An 18,415-nucleotide genomic window follows, 5' to 3' on the forward strand; every position below is an offset into this window, starting at 1 on the left:
CGCCCCCCGGGGGGGGGGGGCCCCCCCGGCCCCCCCCCCCCGCCCCGGGCTTCCAAGGTGCACCGATCAGCCGCAGTGCTCCCAGTCGGACGACCAGCTGATGCCCTCCGCGAAGCCGCCCCACGAGATGCAGGTGTTCGCCGCACCGAGCTTGGCCGGGCCCGCGTAGAACTTGTAGTAGCCGCCGTCGGAGGCCTCGTTCAGGTCGCTCTTCCGCTCGATGTGCACCCGCAGGTCGTACGTCCTGGTCCCGTTCGGGCTCCGCACCCAGGTGACGGCGCAGTTGCTCGAACCGTTGTAGAACAGGTAGACGTCGGCCACCGAGCCGAGGGCATGGTGGTCGATCTGGTAGTAGCCGCTGCCGCAGGCACCACTCGGCGTCGTGGCCGCTTCGGCCGGACCGGCCACGGACACCATCCCCGCGGCTATGCCCAGAGCGCTGAACGCGAGGGCCGCCGCCCGCTGTGACGTGCGCATGAGCCTCCGTCTCCTACATCCCTTGCCCGGATCTGCCGCAGGCACGATAGCAACGACCAAGATCCTTTGACTACGGGTCAGCAGCACCGAAGGAGCGTCGTCCCGAGTCGACTGCCGCGCCGGCGCGGGACCTCGGCGGAAAAGCGTCGCTCCGCTCGCTCACCGGGATCGTCGCCGGAGCCAGCCGCCCGCCGAGGAAGGCGGCGGTATCGGGCGTATGCAAAGCCACACCGCCACCGCCTGTCCGGCACTAGCCTCGACCGCAGACGCACGGGGGCAGCGAGCCGGAAGGACAGCGGTGGCCGAGCAGGGGGATCCGGGTGACCGGCCGATCGCGCCGCACCTGCACGAGCGCGGGGAGGAGATCCGCTCGGCAGCCGAGGCGGTCGACGCCCTCTGCCGAGACGCCGACGGCGCGGGGATCGGTGAACTGCTGCTCTACCTCGGCCCGGCCGGTCTCGGCAAGACCGCCGTGCTCACCGAGGTGCGCCGGCTGGCGAAGCGGGAGGGCTGCACGGTGCTCTTCGCCCGCGGCGGCGAGCAGCAGCGGAACGAGCCCTTCCACGTGGTGCGCCAACTCCTGCAGCCGGTGGCGGCGGCGCTGGACGAAGCAGAGCGACAACAGGTCTTCGGGCGGTGGTTCGACATCGTCGGTCCGGCCGTCGGACTGCTGCCGCCGGCCGGGCAGCTCGACCCGCAGGGGGTCAGGGACGGCCTCGACTTCGTGCTCACCCAGGTGGTCCGGCGCCGGGGGCCGTTGGCGGTGATCGTCGACGACCTGCACTGGGCGGACCTGGAGTCGCTCCAGTGGCTGACGGCATTCGCCGTCCGCGCGCGGGAGTTGCCGGTACTCCTGGTGTTCGCGTGCCGGGACGAGTTCCCCGACGAGACGCTGGCGTTCCGTCAGAACGTCGTCGGCCGGGCCGACCGGCGCCACGAGCTGCGCCCGCTCCAGCCCGCCTCGGTGGCGAGCCTGGTCCGCGGCTCGCTCGGGGACACGGCGGCGGAGGGCTTCTGCCGCCAGGTGTGGGCCGTCACCGGCGGCAACCCGTACGAGACCGCCGCCCTGCTGCGGGAGGTGCACGACCAGCGGCTCGACCCGGTCGAGGAGAACGCCGAACACTTACGTGAACTGGCCTCCGCAGCCCGGGGCATGACGCTCCGGCACTGGCTGGACAAGCTCGGGCCGAGCACCCTGCGGTTCGCCTGGGCGGCCTCGATGATCGGCACCGACATCCCGCCGGAGCTCGCGGCCGGCATCGCCGCCCAGGGCCCAGGGGCGGCCGCCGAGTCCGTCCGGGAACTGCGCAGGCACCGGGTGCTGACCAGCACCTCGGAGGGCCGGCTCGAGTTCGTCCACCCCCTCATCGCGACCTCGGTCTACCAGTCGATGCCGACCGGCACCCGGACCGGCATGCACGGCGTCGCCGCCACCGAGGTCGAGAACGCCGGCCTGGGCCTGCTCGCCGCCTCCCGCCACCTGCTGGAGACCGTCCCGGACGGGGACCACGAGACGGTGCACAAGCTGCGGACGGCAGCGGCCGAGCACCTGGCCATCGGCGCGCCGGAAGCTGCGCAGCGGTGCCTGCAACGCGCGCTGAGCGAGCCGCCGGACGACCGGGACCGTGCCCGGGTGCTGTACGAGCTCGGCTGCTCGGCCCTGCTCACCAACCCGGCCACCACGGTGAACCAGCTGCGCCTGGCCCTGAACGAGAAGCACGGGCTGGGTCCGGAGCTCCGGGTGGACGCGACCTTCCGGCTCGCCCAGGCGCTGGCCCACAGCAACCGGTTGGGCGAGGCCGCCGAGGTGTGTGCCGAGGAGGCGGTCCGCACGGCCCCCGGGGTCGGCCGACTCCGGCTGGAGGTCGCGCACTTCATGTTCGCGGTCTTCCGGCGGGAGGACGCCGACGGCCCGGGCCGCTCCCGTCGGCTCGCGGAGTTCGGCCGCGGGCTCACCGCCGACAGCGGCCTGAGCGGCGCGGTGGCGGTCCTGCGCTGCTGGGACCTCACCTTGCGGGGTACGGACGTCACCGAGGCGATCGCCCTGGCCGAGTCCGCCCTCCAGGACGGCAGGCTGCCGCCGGAGCTCGGCTGGACGAACACCACCTGGGGCTTCGAACTGCCGGGCGTCCTCGGCATCTCCTACCTGTACGCCGACCGGATCGACCGGGCGGAGGCACTGTTCGAGGAGGCGGTCCTGGCGTACGAAGTGGCCGGGTGGAGCGGCGGTCACCTGGGCTTCGCGTACTTCCTGCTGGGGCTGCTCCGGTTCCGGTGCGGTCGGCTCGTCGAGGCGGAGGACTGTCTGCGGCGCGCCCTGCGGGCCGCCGGGCGGATCGCCCCGGGCATCCCGTTGCAGTGGTTCGCCGTGGGGGTGCTCGCCGACACGCTGCTCGCCCGTGGCCGGGCCGACGAGGCGTGGGAGCTCGCTCAGGAGCACGCGTTCGGTCCGCCCTACCCGACGGTGATGGTGCTGCCCGACGCCCCGACGCTGTACGGCAGGCTGCTGCTGGCCCGAGGCGATCGGGTCGCCGCCGCCGAGGCGCTGACCGAGAGCGGGGCCGCGCTCGACGCGCGGGGCTGGCGGAACACCGTGTGGGCGCCCTGGACCGGACACCTGGCGCTCGCGGTGGCCACCCAGGAGCCGGAATGGGCACGTCGGTTGGCGGCGGAGGCGGTCCGCCGGGCCGAGCAGGCCGGCGTCGACTCGGCCGTCGGCAGCGCCCTGCGGCTGGGTGCGGCGGTCGAAGACGGGCCGCGCGCCGTGACGATGCTCGAGGAAGCCGTCCGCCGCCTGGAACGTTCCCCCGCCCGCTACGAGCACGCCTTCGCCCTGGTCGACCTCGGGGTGGCGCTCGCCGGGGCCGGCCGGTCGGCCGACGCGGAGACGTCGCTCGGGCTCGGCCTGAAGCTGGCCCTGGACTGCGGCGCCGACGGCCTGTCAGCCCGGGCCCGCACCGCGCTCGCCGCGCTCCGGCCACCCCGCACCGCTCCCCCGGCGGGCTGACCGGCGCCGCGCCCGGGTCGGCGGAGGGACCGTCCACCGGCGGGCACGCCGGAACCCTGGCGTGTCCCTCGGCTTTGCGCATCGGACCACCCATTCGAATGAACGTGCCGCGCAGAAACGGTTCGTCAACGAATGGTTGGTGCTATCAATTGCACGTGCTCGGCGCCGAGTCGGGAGAGCACCTCACGGTCGTGCGCGAATCGCACGCCAACAGTCAAGGACGGACCACCCATGGCAATCGCACTCCGCAAGACCCTTGCCGTCGCCGCACTGGCCCTGACGGCCTCCTTCCTGCCGACCACCGGGGCGGGGGCCACGGACGCCACCCACCCGTCCCTGCGCGCTCCCGGCCTGTACTGCCTGGCGAACACCTGGGATTCCCCGAAGGACTCCACCAAGCCGTGCGACGCCAAGGACCAGGGTCAGCACTGGACCCTCTCGGGCCAGCAGATCTCCCTCACCAACGCGCGGGCGTACTGCCTCGCCAACACCTGGAGCGCCCCCGACGTCTCCACCAAGCCGTGCAACCCCAAGGACCAGGGCCAGTACTGGACCGTCTCCGGCCAGCAGATCTCCCTCACCTTCGCCCCGGCCTACTGCCTCGCCAACGCCTGGGGCACCCCCAACATCTCGACCAAGCCCTGTGACCCCAAGGACCAGGGCCAGCACTGGGTGGTCTTCAACGACCAGATCAGCCTCGCCAACGCCTGAGGCTCCTCCTGACGGACCGCCTGCCTCCCTCGCCGGCCCGGCGGGCCGTCGCGCGAGCGGTCAGGGTGCGCAGGACGGTCCTTGGCGTCCGTCGTGCCCGCCCTGGCCGGCGGCGTCTGTCCTACGGGCCCAGGCTGAGCACGAAGTAGCTGGCGTAGGTCAGCAGCAGGTAGAGCCCCGGGGCGGCGGGTGACCAGCGGGGAGCCTTCGTCCGCCAGAACCGCCAGCCCGCGACGGCGGGCAGCACGAGGGGAAGGACCGCCAGTGGCACCAGCACGGGTGCCGTCCGCATCCCGGTGACCAGCAGCACGGTGGAGAGCACCGGCGCGACCACGGCGATGCCCACCGTGGCGGCGAGGCCGAAGACGTCGACGTAGCTGCGCTCACCGGGCTGACGGCGACGAGTGATCTTCTTCGCCAACTCCAGGTGGACCGAGGCAAGGACCACGATCACGACAGCGAGCACTCCGCGCCACCCCGGGTCGAGCGAGGTGGCGTTCAGGTAGCGGGCGTAGAGGTAGAGGTGCAGCAGCAACGGCGCCGGGTAGCTGACCGCCAGACCGAGCAGGAGCCTGTCCCCGGAGGGCCAGCGCCACCGGTGGTCGACCGTGAGCACGAGCGCACAGTAGACGAGCAGTCCGGCGATCATGGCCAGGGCGACGGAGTTGCCCGCATTGAGTGCCAGCACCAGCACGGACCCCACCGCGCACAGCACGAGCAGGTCGCGGACGCTCACCGCGCCGCTCGCCAACGGCCGGTCCGGGTTGTGCCGCCGGTCGTACTCAAGGTCCCGGATGTCGTCCATGGCACGGAACATCAGCAGCGTGACCGTGAGCGTCACCGCGACGTTGACGGTGCCGAGACCGGGTCGCCACGGCGGGCCCTGCGGCTGGAGCACGGCGAACAGCCCGGTGACGCCGTAGGCCCAGGCCCAGGCGAACAGTACCGAGCGCAGCGGAGGATAACTGCCGGCCACGTAGCGGGCCCAACGGCGGATCACGTCGCGTCCCCTGACGCCCGCCACCGCACCGGCAGTGTCCACACCCCTCGCATGAACATCCGGCTGCGCCAGTCGAGTTCCGTCTCGTCCACCGCGAGCTCAAGGCGGTCGAGGCGGCGCAGGATCGCGGCCAGGCCCTCCTGGAGCTCCACCCGGGCGTGGGCGGCACCGAGGCACATGTGCCGGCCGTGCCCGAGACCCAGGTGGGGATTGGGCGTTCGGTCGGGGCGGAACTCGTCAGGATCGGCGAACGCCCCCTCGTCCCGGTTCGCCGCGTCGGTGAGCGGGATGACGACCTGTCCGGATTCGATGACCGTCCCGGCCAGCTCCACCGGTTCGAGCGTCACGTGCGGCTGGCCGCCGGTGCCGGCGAACCACACCCAGCGCAGCAACTCCTCGACCACGGTGGGGATCGCCGACGGGTCCCGACGGAGCGAGTCGGCCAGTCCCGGTGTGCGCAGCACCTGCAGCACGCACAACGCGAGGTGTGAGGCGGTGGTCTCGCCGCCCGCCATCATGAGGCCGAAGCCGAAGACCACGATCTCCTCGTCGCTGAGCCGGCTCTCCTCAGGTGCGGTCAACAGCGAGGTCAGCAGGTCGTCGCCGGGCTCACCGACGTCGATCGCCTGCCGCCGCCGCGCCACCTGCTCGAAGAAGTAGGCGTACATCATCTCGTGGGCGGCGTTGACCTCGTCGGCAGGGAACCGGCCGGCGGACATCATGACGGTCACCCGCGGCAGCAGTCGGTCGAGGTCGGCGATCGGGACGCCGAGCAGGTCGCAGATCACCCGGTAGGGAAAAGGGGTGGTGAACTCGGCGATCAGGTCGACCGGTTGGGCGGCGGACTCGAGCCGGTCCAGCAACTCCTCGGCGATCTCGACGATGCGGGGCCGGTCCTGCTCCCCTCGGCGGTGGGTGAACCGGGACTGGACCGCGCTGCGACGTCGGGTGTGGGTGGGCGCGTCGCTGGTGACCAGGGCGAGCGAAGTCGACTTCCGGGCGAACAGGGTGCCGTTGACCCAGGCCTCCCGGCTGAACCGGGCATCGGCCAGCACCGTCTTGACGTCCTCGTACCGGGTGACCAGCAGTGCTCTGCGGCCGTTGGCCATCTGCACCGGAACCAGCGGCTCGTCGCGGAAGCGGTCCAGGTACTCCCGGTCGAGGCTGATGCCGGGCCGGTCGGCGAGCGGGAAGCGCGGGCGTTCGGCCGCCGGGGCCTCGGCGGCAACGGGGCAGCGGCCGGTCTCCTCGGTCACGCGAACCATCCTTCGGCGGGCTCCCGCGCGGTGTCCGGAGCGCTGTGCCAGTACTCGTGGAGGCTCGTGCAGCGTCCGTCCTCGGCAAAGCGCAGCGCGAGGCAGCCCGCGCCGGTCCGGGGCGTGCCGGTGGCGGGGTCGTGCAGGATGCACCACCACTCGACGAAGGCGCGGTCACCGGACGCGATCGGGGTGCCGATCCAGATGACCGGATCCTTCTGGTTCGACAACGTCGTCGTCCAGTGCTCGGCGATCGCCGGCTGACCGACCCGGGCCGCGCCGTAGGGGCCCTGGTGGTACGTGGCATCCTCGGTGAACAGCTCGGCGATCGCCTGCGGATCGCGGCCCTTCCACCTCTCCACCAGCAGGTCGATCCACTGTTGGACGTTCACTTCGTCTCCTCGTACGGTTGCGGGCTCCCGGTGATCCGGGAGGGAAGAATGGTGATCTCGGTGACGGCGGACGCCGCCGCACCGCTGTTGACCGCCGGAACCGGCCGTGTGCAGACCCTCCGCACGCGCGACTACCCCGTAGCCGCTTCGAGTTCGGCCTCGGACAGCAGACGCACCGTTCCGGCGTCGCCGTCCAGCTCCACCCACGCGCCGTCCGGGATCTCCGTGAGGGCTCGGGGTACGGCGACCACGGTCGGGATTCCCAGCAGTCGACCGCTGATCGCCGTGTGCGAGATGAGGCTGCCGCGCTCGACCACGATGCCCTTGGCCGCCATCATCAGCGCCAGCCAACCCGGATCGGTCTCCTTGGCGACGAGGATGCGATCCGTGCAGGACTGCGGCGGGATCGACGCGTCCCGCACGATCTTGGCGCGGGCACGGACCCGGCCGCTGCTGGACGCCAGACCGCGCAGCACACCGTCCTCGGACATCTTCGCGGTGTGGTCGACGTCCTGACGTGACGTCAGCGCGATGGGCACCGGAACGTCGGCGGGGATGGTGAAGTACGCGGGCGGCTCGGCCTTCTCGGCGGACCGGGCCAGCTCCGCCTTGCGCCGGAGCGCGACGGCGCGGAGGTCGGTCTCGGTCAGGGTGCCGTCGAACGCGCCCAGCACCTCCTCCACGTGCAGGTGCACCAGGTCGGCCGCCGTGTCGAGCATCCCCGCCGCGACCAGTCGGTCGCCCAGCCGCCAGAGCACGTCGCGGGAGATGCCGTACAGCTGGCTGCGGCAGAACCGGGTGTCCTCCCGTGCCTTGACCGAGCGCCGCAGCGACGCCAGTGCGGCACCGAGCGCAGCCCGGAGCAGCAGGTTGGGGCACGCCTCACGCAGCGCCTTCCGCGCCTCGGCGCCGGTGCGCGCCTCGTCGGCCAGGTTGGCCTCGACGGTCAGGCCCTGGGTGATGAACGGCCGCAGGGTGGGCAGGATCATCCACGGCTGCTGGCGAGGCGTGAGCGCTTCCAGCTTCAGATCGTGCAGCGCACGGTCGCCGTAGGTCGCCAGGTGCCGCCCGAAGGCGGCCGCGATGTCGGGGCCGTACCGGCCGGCCGCGATGTCGGCCCAGACCTCGCGTTCCGGCCGCTCCAGCACCGCCTCCCGCAACTCGGGCCTGACGCTCACCAATTCGGCCAGCGCCACGGCCGAGCGGACCGACGCGAGCGTACGGTTGGGCTTGCCGCCGGCCAGCAGCCGGGGCAGCAGCGAGGCGCCGTTGGGGACCCAGCGGTTCAGCAGCGCGTTGGTGGACGCGAGGGCGACCAACGCGAAGTAGGTCGTCACCATCGTGACGCCCCACCGCTGCTCGGCCTCGGCCCACATGTGCCGGTAACGGGCGATCAGTTCGTCGGCCGAGCAGTGCTCCAGCGCGGCCGAGTCGGCCGCCAGCGCGTCCCACCAGCGCAGGAAGCGGCGCAGCTTCCCGGGCTGGCGGGCGTACATCCAGACCAGCCGCGGAAGGGCGGGTACGACGGTCGCCCACGGCCTGCGGTGCACCGGGCGGGGCAGGCCGGTCCGCTCGGTGAGCCCGAGCGAGCGTTCCCACAGCGGTTGCATCAGCGCGAAGCCGGGGACCTGGCCGTGCAGCGCGTACCAGGCGTCCAGCCGGTAGAACACCCGGCCGTCCAGGTAGCCGATCATGCGACTGAGGTGGTACTGGTTCCGGCGCAGGGAGCGCCCGCTCACGCCGAAGCGCCGGTAGAAGTCGGTGAACCCCATCCGGTAGAAGACGCGGGCCTGGGAGTAGGTCAAGGTGCTGGTCAGACCGGGGAAGCTCTCGGTGAGGTTGTGGTTGGTCCACGGCGTCTGCGCGCCGCGCTCCGGAATGTCGCTGTCCTGCGTGTCGGCCACCACCACGGGTCGGGACTGCACCAGGTGGATCCCACCGTCCGCGGTGATGACGCCCTCGACGTCCTGCGGCCCGCCGAAGAGCTCCTCGGCCTCGGTGGCCAGGGCGCAGATCCGGTTCACCTCCGGGTCCGTGAGCACCGGCGCGTCCGCGAGTTCGGCGGGAACCGCAAGCGTGACCGGTCCGTCGCCCAGCCGCGCCGGATCCAGCCCGACCATCACGGACTTGTGGACGGTGTCGAGCTCGATCGCGCCGGTCGGACCGTCCACGAAGAAGTGGTCGATGTCGGCCTTCTCCTGCACGATGCCTTCGCCGATGCCGTGCGCGGCGGCGATCACCCGCCGGTCGGCACCGCTGCGCGGGTCGCGGGTGAACACCACGAACGACCGTACGCCCGGCACCATGCGCTGCACGCCGACCGCGACCCGGACCGCCGTCGGATCGACGCCCCGGCGCACCCGGTAGAGCACGGCCTCGGGGTTGTACGCGGAGGCCCAGCAGTCCACCAGCCGGGCGAGCACGGCGTCGCGGCCCACGTACAGGAAGCTGTCGGACAGGCCGGCGAACGGGTCACCCGCGCCGTCCTCACCGGTGCCGTCCGCTGCCGCCGCCACGCAGGCCCGGACGGCCACCAGCCCGTCGCTGCCCGCCAGTTCGTCGAACCCGGAGATCAGCTGCTCCGCCAGTTCGGGCGGCACACCGCCGACGCGGATCCGTTCGCGCGCCGCCGCCGCCCAGTCGACCAGCTCCTCAGGGGCGGCCCCGGCTCCCGGGAAGGCGGCAGCGGTCTGCTCCGGCGCCGGGAACGCCGCCGCGCTCACGCAGAAGAACCCGGGCACGGGCAGCCCGGCGCGGCTCATCACGTGCTGCCGGGCGAACTTGTGTCCCACCGTTGCCGGATCGCCCAGGGCGGCTCCGTTCAGAACGAGTTCCACGGTCTACCACACTCCCGGGATGAGGCGCGCCCGCCCGCTCGCGTACTCGGGGTAGCCGGGTACGACCCACAACACCTGTTCCTCGACGAGGATCCGCCAGGTGACGCACGCGCACAGCGCCACGAGCAGCACCACGCTCAGCGGGTTGAGGAAGAACGCGACGAACCCGGCGTTGGCCAGCAGCATCCCCGTGTAGGCAGGGTGCCGCACGTACCGGTACGGGCCGGTGCTCACGATCGTGTGGTCCGGGTAGCGGACCACATGGTGCGAGTAGAAACGGCCCAGGGTGCGGATCGCCACCAGCCGGAGCGCGACCGCGCCGGCGGACACCGCGATCGGCACGACCAGCCACGGCGACCACCGGTCCCACGGCAGCGGCCACAGCACCGCGGCCACGGCGGTGCCGGTCCGGCTGAGCGCGTACGGCAGGAGGGTGCTGTTCTCGGCGGCCGTCTGCGAGGGTTGCCGCACGGTGATCCGGGCCTCGGCCAGGATCCACAGGAGGTAGGCGAAGGCGAAGACCGCCGCCACGAGGTGCGGCGACCGGCCGCCCTCGGAGAGCAGCAGTCCGATCGCGACGACGAACGCGCCGACCCCGACCGGGAGCAGGCCGCGCAGGCAGAACACGACGACACGTTGGTTCATCCCGCGTTCCGATTCGCCCGGAAGCGTGCGTACACCTTGGGTCGCATCACCATGCCCGTGTAGACCAGCGAGCCGACCACCGAACCCCCGTCGCCGGCACCGTCACCACCGGCGATCAGGTCGAACCGGAACCTGACCCGGCCGGCCGGGAGCGGCAGCGTATGCCAGCGCAGCGTCAGCGGGAGCGAGCGCGGCATCCCGACCGGCAGGTCGACGGTGACCCCGTGCAGCAGGATCTGTGTGTCCAGCGACCAGCCACCCATCCGGTGCAGCAGCCAGGTGCACAACTGCCGGCCCGCTTCGACGACGCCCTCCGTCCGGCGGACGTCGGGACGCCGACCGCTCAGCGCATGGCCCTCAACCGGGGACACCACGGCAGCGGTTACCTGATCGTCCGTCACGGACGGATCGCCGATCATCACGTTCTCCGGGCGCACGCGGTGCACCAGTGACCCCTGTGCGGGCGGACGCCCGCTTCCTCCGAGGTGGTTCGGCCAGGCGGGCAGGTCCACCGGGGCGAACTCGACCCAGCCGTCGGCGACGAGCGTCGACTCCTGGGCAATCCGCACGGTGTGACACCGCCGGCCGTCGAACTGGCCTACGTACAGCTCCAGTTCCGGGCCGAGCTCAGCCATGGAGTGAAAGGTCAGCTCCGCCGTGACCCGGCCCGCAGCGGGTATGTCGGCGCCGACCACCACCAGGTCCGCCACGGCACAGACCAGGAGCATGCCGGGAACATGGTCGAGTGGGTGGTCGAAGAAGAACGGATCGGTCTGGTCGACCCTCAGGTCGGCCACCCATCCCCCCCTGTCGTGCAGCGGTCGAACGGGACCGAGCAGATTTCCTCTGTCCACGTCCAGGATCCTGGACGTCAGTGCCGCATGCGTCATTGTTCTGGGTACCTCGATTTCCTTGCGTGTCGATTCGACAGGGCGCGAAGCCCTTTCAACGCAGGCCGGGGAGCCGGAAGGGCAGGCCGCAGCCGAGGTGCCTGGGACGGACCGCGACCCCCGCACGGGGCATGGCATCGGAAACCAGGGCGGCAGACAGTCGCGTGGTTCAGCCGCCGGGGTAGGGGCGGACTGGGCGCGCTCGATCATGTCTTCCCCGCGTGTCGGAAGGTGGGACCCAGCCTGCGGGTAGTACAACTCCCGTGCCCATGGTGATCTGCGGGTGATCTTGTCTGCTTCGGCGTGACCATACCACCGGACGGCGGGCGTCAAAGAGCCTGCCGGTGACGGTTTCTGAGGCCCACTCGGGCGCAACTCGACACTGCCACGAGCGAATACCGGGCCCGACCTCTGCATACGTCCCAGCCAGGGGATTTCTGCGGCGGCAAGGGGCAGGTCTGCCTGCCTGTACGGGCAGAACGGCCTGCCCTTGCGCACTGGCCGGCCGGGAGATGCCCGCAGAGGCAAATCGGTCTGCCCGGACGGGCAGAACGTCCTTCCCCCGAGCGCAGTCAATGACGCACCGTCAATCATTTTCCTGAGATCAGGCGTTACTGTGCTGTCTTCTCCCAGGACCGCGGTTGCTCCATCGGCATGCCCGATCTCTTTGGCGTGGCGCCGCATTCGCATCGACGACGGGAATATCCGCTGTGATTCTTCTGACCGGTGTCACCGGGACGGTGGGCCGTGAGGTGGCTCGGCTGCTGGCGTCGACCCGACCGGTGCGGGTGCTCGCCAGGGACCCCGCCCGACTGACCCTGTCGGGCCGCGACATCGAGGTCGCCACGGCCGCGTATGCGGACCATGACGCGCTGCTCCGGGCTCTCGAAGGCGTCCGGACGGCGTTTCTGGTGACCAACGACCCCACCCAGCCCGACGACCTCCGGTTCATCGCGGCGGCGATCGCGGCCGGCGTGCGCCATGTGGTGAAGCTGTCTGCCTACGCCGTCAGCGAGGAGGACGCGGAGGACCTGATCACCCGTTGGCAGCGGGCCAACGAGGAGCTGATCCGCCGGTCCGGCCTGGACTGGACCTTCCTTCGCCCCCGCGCCTTCATGTCCAACACCCTCGCCTGGGCGACCTCCATCCGCGCCGAGGGCGTCGTCCGGTCCCTGAACCCCTACTCGGGCAACGCGTGCGTGGATCCGCGCGACATCGCCGAGATCGCGGCGCTGACCCTGACCGAGCCCGGGCACGCGGGCCGGATCTACCCCCTGACCGGGCCGGAGGCCGTTACCCCGGCCGAGCAGACGGCCCGACTCTCCGCCGTCCTCCGACGCCCGCTCCAGATCGAGGAACTGACCCTCGATCAGGCCGCCTCCCAGTGGTCACGGCGCTACCCGGCCCCGGTCGTGGAGGCCCTGCTGGAGAGTGCCGGACGCCAGGCCCGGGACCTCAAGGCGACGGTCGACCCGACCTTCGAGCAGGCAACCGGCCTGCGACCGCGGCCGTTTCGGACCTGGGCGGCCGACCACGCCTCGGTCTTCAGTCTGTGAGCGGAACGGCAGACAGCGCAGCGGGGGCCGCGTGACGGCGGTCGACGCCGGCTCGGACGTCGCGGCGGTCGAGCGGACTCTCCTGGACACCCGGTGGCTCCGGCCGACAACGCGGACTTCGCCACCTACCGCCCCAGCGCACCGGAGATCGCTGCGGCCACCGCCGATCTCGACTGCACGAGGCCGACCGATCTCAGAAGTCGTCGAAGTCGCTGTCCTCGTCCTGGCGGCGCTCCTCCGCCGCGTCGTGCGGGGCGTGGTACTCCCGTTCGCTGTCGCTGAGTTCCGTCTCCCGCGAGGCGAAGAACTCGCCGGCCGCCACGTCGTCACCACCGTGGCGACGCCAGTCGGCGAGGATCCGCTGCGGGCTCGCCGTCACCGTCGGGTTCCCGGCGCCGGGCAGGACGGTCAGCTGGTACGCCTCGCTGGTGGTGGCGGGCGAACGGTAGGTGAAGGTGTGGTATTTGAGGTTCCCGGCCGTCACATTGTTGCCGACCAGCCGCTGGTAGGCGTGCACCAGGCCGGGGTTGGCGAAGTTGCAGAGCAGCACGGTGACACCCTCCGCGACCAGTTCCCGCGCCACGTCGACGATGACCTTCTGGAACTCCGCGCCGTCGTCGCCCGTGCCGTAGGTGTTCGCGGTCGCCGAGCCGACCGTCTCAGGGGCCAGGTGGTTGCCGGCCACCAGACCGTTGTTGAACACCGGGAACGGGCAGTCCATGAAGACGATGTCCGTCCGGTCGGCCAACTCACAGGTGCGGCGGAAGTCACGGCACTCGAAGTCGATCGCGACCTCCAGCACCTTGTCCCGGACCGCCGCCAGTCGGGTCTGCTCCTGGGTGCGCAGCGCGCTGAGCTCGTCGGCCGTGCGGTCCTTGCAGGTGGCGACCACGGCGCCGGTGCTGTTCAACTTGGTGCCGTGCACGCAGCGGTTGACCAGCCAGATGTACTTCAGGCAGGTCAGCATCGCCGTGGCCGGATCGTTCCCGGCATTGAGCAGCGCCTGCCGCCCGGTCTGCAGGTCGGCCAGCAACTGGGCGAAGTTGCCGAACAGTTGGGTGTCCCAGATCTTCGCCAGCTTCAGGTACTCGGTGACGAATCGATCGCCCATCCGGCGCATGGTCCAGTACGAACCGATGACGTAGTGGTTCAGGTCGCCCGCGACCACCGAGCCGAACAGCGGCACGCCGTCGGTGAAGGCGGTCCCCCAGCAGGCCGAGTTCAGGAAGATCTGCCCCGAGCCCAGGAACGGCTCGATCAGCCGCGGCAGTCTGCCCCGGTTGTCGACGAACTTGGCCTGGGCGACCCGGGCGAGCGCCAGCTGGGTGAAATGCGTCCGGTTGTGCTTGTTCCCGGTGTACGGGGAGAGCCAGGCGAACTGCTCCGAGGACGGCACCAGGATGTTGGTGAACTTACCGACGTAGCAGGTGTGTTGCTGGACGAACTGCTGATACGCACCTCCCACGACGTTCGCGAAGTAGTTGAACCCGCTCGGCGTCCCCATCGAGCCGACCCGGGTCGGCTGATACGCCGGCACCAGCAGGTTGCGCGGCACCGCCCGGAAGTCGGCGCCGACCGTGAAGCCGCGCGGCGGACGGCCGTTGCGCATGTGACCGATGCCGCAGACGGCACAGAGCACGCCGTTCTGGTCCATCGCACCGCTGTAGTCACGTTCGAAGCCGCAACGATCACAGTAGATGTGCACGGTTCCCCCCGGAGTCGTCCGCCACTTGCCGTCGCTCACGACTGTAGGGCGCGCGGACCGGGCGCGGGGGTGGAACGACGGATGGGTGCACAGGGACTCCGCGCGGTCCGGGCCGCCGGTCCACCAGGGGGTGCGCGGCGTGGCCGGATCCGGCCGGTCCGGGGGCTCGGCCGACCGGCCGGGCCGGGACCTCGGCGGCCTCCCCGCCGATACCACCGACACCGCCGACAGCAACTTGTGCAAGCGACAGATCGACGACAGCATCCGCTACACGCCGACGCACACGACACACCAGCACCCAATCGACCTGTAGCGGCGGACGGACGGGCCGGACTGGACGTCGCCTGGTCCGGCCCGTCCGTGCAGTCAACCCCACGGACCCGGACGCCCGACGCCGGGCCGCCTGCGGGGGTGGTGATCCGACCGTCTGTCGGACCTCCCCACCGGGACGGCCCGGCAGACGGTCGGGGCCCAAGGGCGTGTCACCAGTCCGAGTTGGTCGCTCCCAGACTCAGCAGGACCTGGTCGAAGGTGTTCCCGTCGTTGTCATCGGTGTACGCCGCCAGTGTGCCGAACGGGGACGAAGCCACCGCGACCTGCTCCTGCCGACCGGCCGTGACCTGGCTGACGGACTGGGCGGGCAGCCGGCCGGCGAAGGTGCCGTCGGGGTTCAGGCCCCGGGCCCAGACTGCTGGATCGGTGCCCGCGACGCTCCAGCCGACCACCGCGTCGCGCTGGTCGTCGATGCCGACGGTGGGGCTGCCGGCGCCGGCTGCGCCGGAGATCTCGACCTCGGCCGAGCCTGCGGTGCCGGTCGCGGTGAACGACCGGGCCCAGACGCCACGGGTGCCGGTGTGGTCGGACTCCCAGGCCACCGCGAAGTCGCCGGTGAAGTCGGCGGCCACGGCCGGGCGTTGCTGCTGGCCGCCGCCGAGGCTGTTGGCGCTTCGGCGGGTGAGGGCGACGGCTCCGTTCGCCTTGGCCAGCTTCACCAGGCCGATCTGGTAGTAGCCGTTGCCGTCGGTGTCCTCGTCCCAGACGACGACGGCGTCACCCGAGGCGGAGGTCGCGACGTCGGGGTTGTGGTGCGCGCCGCCCGCCGCGTTCACCGTCACCTCGTAGGCCTTCGCCGTGGTCCCGGTGAACCCGGCCGCCTTCACCGTCGCCGCTGCGGTGCCCTGGATGTCCTCCCACACCACGGAGAACGCGACCGCGCTGGTGCTGCCCGGCGCGCCGTCCGGATCGACCGCGACGCGCGGATGGATCTGCTGGCCGTCGGCGCTCGCGTTGGCCTGACCGGAGCCGAGCACCGCACCAACCGCGGAGAGCACCCGGTAGGTGATGTTGTAGAGCCCGTTGCCGTTCGGGTCCTCCGCCCACACGACCACGGCGTTGCCCCGGTCGTCGAGTCCCACGTCGGGCTGGAGGTGCCGCCAGGCCGCGCCCGCGCTCCCACCGGCCGAGAGCTTCGTCTCGTAGACCGAGACGCCGTTGTGGTACGTCCGCACCCACACGTCGCTGTGCGTGGTGTCGCCCGGGTTGGTCGAGTCGCGGTCGTCCTCCCAGACCACCGCGACGTCGCCGAGGCGGTTGGCCGCGATCGAGGCGGAGTCCTGGTCACCGGTGGAGTCGCTGTTCGCGGTCGCCCAGGACGAGGGCCCCGCGGCCGAGGCCGGGGAGACCATGACGAGGGCCGCGGTGAGGGCGGCGACGGCTGCGCCGAGTACGGAGAGCTTACGCATCGGCCAACCCCGGCTGTCCGTCGTGGATGACAAAGGTCCGGGCGGTGGTCGCCGCCGCGCCGTGCTCGGTCACCGTCGCCACCGACCGGAAGTCGGCGGTGAGTTGGGACGGCGTGATGCGCGTGCGGACGTAGCCGCGCTGGTTGGAGTAGAAGCGCAGGTGCGGGTTGAGCGATCCGTTCGGGATCGTCGTGCCGGTGGTTCCGTTGCCGCCGCTGGTGATCGAGGTGCAGACCAGCTCGGAGCCGATCGTCGCCGACGTCGGATCTGCGTAGTCGGCCTTGAGGTCGTTGCCCCAGGACGCGTGCACGTCACCGGTGAGGACGACCGGGTTGCGTACGGCCCGGTCGGTGATGCCCTGCTGGATCCGCGCCCGGCCGGCCCGGTAGCCGTCCCAGGCGTCCATGTTCATCGCGCCGGACGCGTTCACGTTGCGGGCGAAGAAGACCTGCTGGCCGATCAGGTCCCAGGTGCTCAGGTGCTGGTCGAGCCCGTCGAGCAGCCAGGCTTCCTGGGCCGCACCGGTGAGCGAACGGTTCGGCAGATCGGCGTCGGAGCAGACCTTCGTCCCGTCGCCGCAGGCCTGGTCGTCGCGGAACTGGCGGGTGTCGAGCATGTGGAACGTGGCGAGCGTGCCCCAGCGGACCCGGCGGTAGAGCTGGATGCTGTTGCCGGCGGGCGTCGCGGCCGCTCGCAGCGGCATGTTCTCGAAGTACGCCTGGTACGCGGCGGTGCGTCGCGCGGTCCACTGGGCCGCCGTCAGCGAAGGGCTGCTGTCGGCGCGGACCATGTTGGCGTAGTTGTTCTCCACCTCGTGGTCGTCCGGCACCACCAGCCACGGCGCGATCGCGTGCGCGGCCTGCAGGTCCGGGTCGGTGCGGTAGAGCGCGTAGCGGCGGCGGTAGTCAGCCAGCGACACGATCTCGCTGCCGAGGTGCTGGCGCACGCCGCCGGAGCCGGCGCCGCCCTCGTAGATGTAGTCGCCCAGGTGCAGGATCAGGTCGGGGCGGTCGTCGGCCATCCGCCGGTAGGCGGTGTAGTAGCCGCTCTCGTAGTGGGCGCACGAGGCGAAGGCCATCGTGAAGTCGCGCCCGACCGTGCCCGGCGCCGGCGCGGTCCGGGTCCGGCCGACCGGGGAGATGAATCCCTGGGCCCGGAAGCGGTAGTAGTACTCGGCGTCCGGGGCGAGTCCACCGGCCAGCACGTGCACCGCATGGGCTTGGGCGTAGCGGGCGGTGACCGTCCCCGAGCTGACCAGGGTGGTGAAACTCTGGCTGGTCGACACCTGCCAGTCGACGGCGACGTCGGCGTTGGGCATGCCGCCCTGGCCGTCCGCGGTGGTCGGCGTGGGAGCCAGCCGGGTCCAGAGCACCACGCTGCTGTCGTCCGGTTCCCCGGAGGCGACGCCGAGCGTGAAGGGGAAGGGGGTGGAGGCGGCGGCCGACGGCTGGGCCACCGCCCCGAGTTGGAGCGTGGCGGCGCCTGCGGTGGTGAGCCCGCCTAGGATGAATATGCGGCGACTGAGGTTGCTCATAGCCGCCCATGCTCGCGGACGCGAGTGAACTTCCGCCCTTGCGTGGGGGACGGTCAAGTGACTTGGCAGCGAAGCCAGTTGGTGAGTTTTCCCACCGCAACCGGGCGGCTCCCTCGTCACACGGAAGCCGTGACCGGGAAGGGTGTTGTCCCGGCGCAGCTCACGGACACCTTCGGGTACGCCGCCGAGGGCACCGTCCGCCGGCTGCACCGGGATTGGGCCTGCTCACCCGCTGACCTGGTGTCACGGTGCACTGTCGGTGGTCGGCGTCGGCGGCGTGGAGGACTTCGCGGAGCAGCAGGTCGAGCTCGGCGGTGGTGGTGCGGTAGGTGCACAGGCAGGCGCGCGGCGCGGTGCTGCCCCGGACGGCGACGGTGGCGAGGTAGGCGCGTCCGTTCTCCTGGACGCGGCGGGCGACCCGGGTCTTGCGGGCGTCGGGGCGCTGCTCCGGGTGTTGGTGCCGCGGAAGCACGCGACCGGCCACGGGCCGCCTGCCAGGAGCTCCCGTCGTGGTCCGGCGGTGATCCGGTCGCGCAGCTCTTCGGCGAGGTGCAGGTAGTGCTCGATCATGTCGGTGACGCCGTCCCGGCCCAGGTGCTGCGAGGTGGCCCAGAGGGCGAGAGCCCGCGTGCCGGGGCTGGTCAGCTCGACGGTGGAGTGAGA

Annotated in this window: 14 protein-coding genes; 3 read left to right on the forward strand and 11 right to left on the reverse strand. The window is 71.5% G+C overall.

From position 1 onward, the window contains the following. Nucleotides 1-66: 66 nt before the first annotated feature. A complete protein-coding gene (locus ACIRPK_RS07455) occupies nt 67-477 on the reverse strand; it encodes a hypothetical protein (protein WP_403034341.1) in 411 nt (136 codons plus the stop codon). A gap of 298 nt (nt 478-775) precedes the next feature. Between ACIRPK_RS07455 and ACIRPK_RS07460 the strand changes: the two genes are divergently transcribed. Both ACIRPK_RS07460 and ACIRPK_RS07465 read left to right on the forward strand, forming a co-directional pair. Further along, entirely contained in the window at nt 776-3,484 is a 2,709-nt protein-coding gene (locus tag ACIRPK_RS07460) for an ATP-binding protein (protein ID WP_403034344.1), read from the forward strand. A gap of 231 nt (nt 3,485-3,715) precedes the next feature. Then, nucleotides 3,716-4,195 carry a ricin-type beta-trefoil lectin domain protein gene (locus ACIRPK_RS07465; protein ID WP_403034347.1) on the forward strand — a complete coding sequence of 160 codons (480 nt, stop codon included), beginning with the start codon at nt 3,716-3,718 and terminating at the stop codon, nt 4,193-4,195. A gap of 121 nt (nt 4,196-4,316) precedes the next feature. Here ACIRPK_RS07465 and ACIRPK_RS07470 read toward each other — a convergent pair whose 3' ends face one another. The 6 genes from ACIRPK_RS07470 to ACIRPK_RS07495 form a co-directional block, all read right to left on the reverse strand. Continuing rightward, nucleotides 4,317-5,195, reverse strand: a complete 879-nt coding sequence (locus ACIRPK_RS07470) for a UbiA family prenyltransferase (RefSeq protein ID WP_403034349.1) — start codon at nt 5,193-5,195, stop codon at nt 4,317-4,319. Then, complete coding sequence (locus ACIRPK_RS07475) at nt 5,192-6,451, reverse strand: cytochrome P450 (protein ID WP_403034351.1); 1,260 nt, start codon at nt 6,449-6,451, stop codon at nt 5,192-5,194. The genes ACIRPK_RS07470 and ACIRPK_RS07475 overlap by 4 nt, the downstream gene beginning before the upstream one ends. Further along, nucleotides 6,448-6,843 (reverse strand): nuclear transport factor 2 family protein, encoded by a 396-nt coding sequence (locus ACIRPK_RS07480; RefSeq protein WP_403034354.1) that lies wholly within the window; start codon nt 6,841-6,843, stop codon nt 6,448-6,450. Before ACIRPK_RS07480 ends, ACIRPK_RS07475 begins: the two co-directional genes overlap by 4 nt. 131 nt (nt 6,844-6,974) lie before the next feature. Continuing rightward, entirely contained in the window at nt 6,975-9,680 is a 2,706-nt protein-coding gene (locus tag ACIRPK_RS07485; RefSeq protein ID WP_403034357.1) for a PEP/pyruvate-binding domain-containing protein, read from the reverse strand. Nucleotides 9,681-9,683: 3 nt separating this feature from the next. Next, nucleotides 9,684-10,325 carry a methyltransferase family protein gene (locus ACIRPK_RS07490; protein ID WP_403034360.1) on the reverse strand — a complete coding sequence of 214 codons (642 nt, stop codon included), beginning with the start codon at nt 10,323-10,325 and terminating at the stop codon, nt 9,684-9,686. Beyond that, nucleotides 10,322-11,425: an AfsA-related hotdog domain-containing protein gene (locus tag ACIRPK_RS07495; protein WP_403034362.1), complete on the reverse strand. Its 1,104-nt coding sequence runs from the start codon at nt 11,423-11,425 to the stop codon at nt 10,322-10,324. The genes ACIRPK_RS07490 and ACIRPK_RS07495 overlap by 4 nt, the downstream gene beginning before the upstream one ends. Before the next feature lie 500 nt (nt 11,426-11,925). Here ACIRPK_RS07495 and ACIRPK_RS07500 point away from each other — a divergent pair, with 500 nt between their 5' ends. Next, complete coding sequence (locus ACIRPK_RS07500) at nt 11,926-12,771, forward strand: SDR family oxidoreductase (protein ID WP_403034364.1); 846 nt, start codon at nt 11,926-11,928, stop codon at nt 12,769-12,771. A 193-nt stretch (nt 12,772-12,964) separates the two neighbouring features. Here the strand turns inward: ACIRPK_RS07500 and ACIRPK_RS07505 are convergent, their stop codons facing one another. From ACIRPK_RS07505 to ACIRPK_RS07520, 4 genes are all read right to left on the reverse strand, one after another. After that, on the reverse strand, nt 12,965-14,425 hold the full coding sequence (locus tag ACIRPK_RS07505; protein ID WP_403034367.1) for a hypothetical protein: 1,461 nt from the start codon (nt 14,423-14,425) through the stop codon (nt 12,965-12,967). A gap of 533 nt (nt 14,426-14,958) precedes the next feature. Continuing rightward, nucleotides 14,959-16,218: a hypothetical protein gene (locus tag ACIRPK_RS07510; protein WP_403034369.1), complete on the reverse strand. Its 1,260-nt coding sequence runs from the start codon at nt 16,216-16,218 to the stop codon at nt 14,959-14,961. Further along, nucleotides 16,211-17,752: an alkaline phosphatase D family protein gene (locus tag ACIRPK_RS07515; protein WP_403034371.1), complete on the reverse strand. Its 1,542-nt coding sequence runs from the start codon at nt 17,750-17,752 to the stop codon at nt 16,211-16,213. The genes ACIRPK_RS07510 and ACIRPK_RS07515 overlap by 8 nt, the downstream gene beginning before the upstream one ends. A 160-nt stretch (nt 17,753-17,912) precedes the next feature. Further along, nucleotides 17,913-18,236, reverse strand: a complete 324-nt coding sequence (locus tag ACIRPK_RS07520) for a hypothetical protein (RefSeq protein WP_403034374.1) — start codon at nt 18,234-18,236, stop codon at nt 17,913-17,915. Nucleotides 18,237-18,415 lie beyond the last annotated feature (179 nt).

Origin of the sequence: Kitasatospora sp. NPDC101801, assembly GCF_044766665.1 — a bacterium.
GTDB lineage: Bacteria > Actinomycetota > Actinomycetes > Streptomycetales > Streptomycetaceae > Kitasatospora.

What these genes read in the sequence shown, in the direction of transcription:
- ACIRPK_RS07455 (WP_403034341.1), bottom strand. Translation starts at nt 477, where the DNA reads ATGCGCACGTCACAGCGGGCGGCGGCCCTCGCGTTCAGCGCTCTGGGC.
- ACIRPK_RS07465 (WP_403034347.1), top strand. Translation starts at nt 3,716, where the DNA reads ATGGCAATCGCACTCCGCAAGACCCTTGCCGTCGCCGCACTGGCCCTG.
- ACIRPK_RS07490 (WP_403034360.1), bottom strand. Translation starts at nt 10,325, where the DNA reads ATGAACCAACGTGTCGTCGTGTTCTGCCTGCGCGGCCTGCTCCCGGTC.
- ACIRPK_RS07495 (WP_403034362.1), bottom strand. Translation starts at nt 11,425, where the DNA reads ATGATCGAGCGCGCCCAGTCCGCCCCTACCCCGGCGGCTGAACCACGC.
- ACIRPK_RS07505 (WP_403034367.1), bottom strand. Translation starts at nt 14,425, where the DNA reads ATGGACCAGAACGGCGTGCTCTGTGCCGTCTGCGGCATCGGTCACATG.
- ACIRPK_RS07510 (WP_403034369.1), bottom strand. Translation starts at nt 16,218, where the DNA reads ATGCGTAAGCTCTCCGTACTCGGCGCAGCCGTCGCCGCCCTCACCGCG.
- ACIRPK_RS07515 (WP_403034371.1), bottom strand. Translation starts at nt 17,752, where the DNA reads ATGAGCAACCTCAGTCGCCGCATATTCATCCTAGGCGGGCTCACCACC.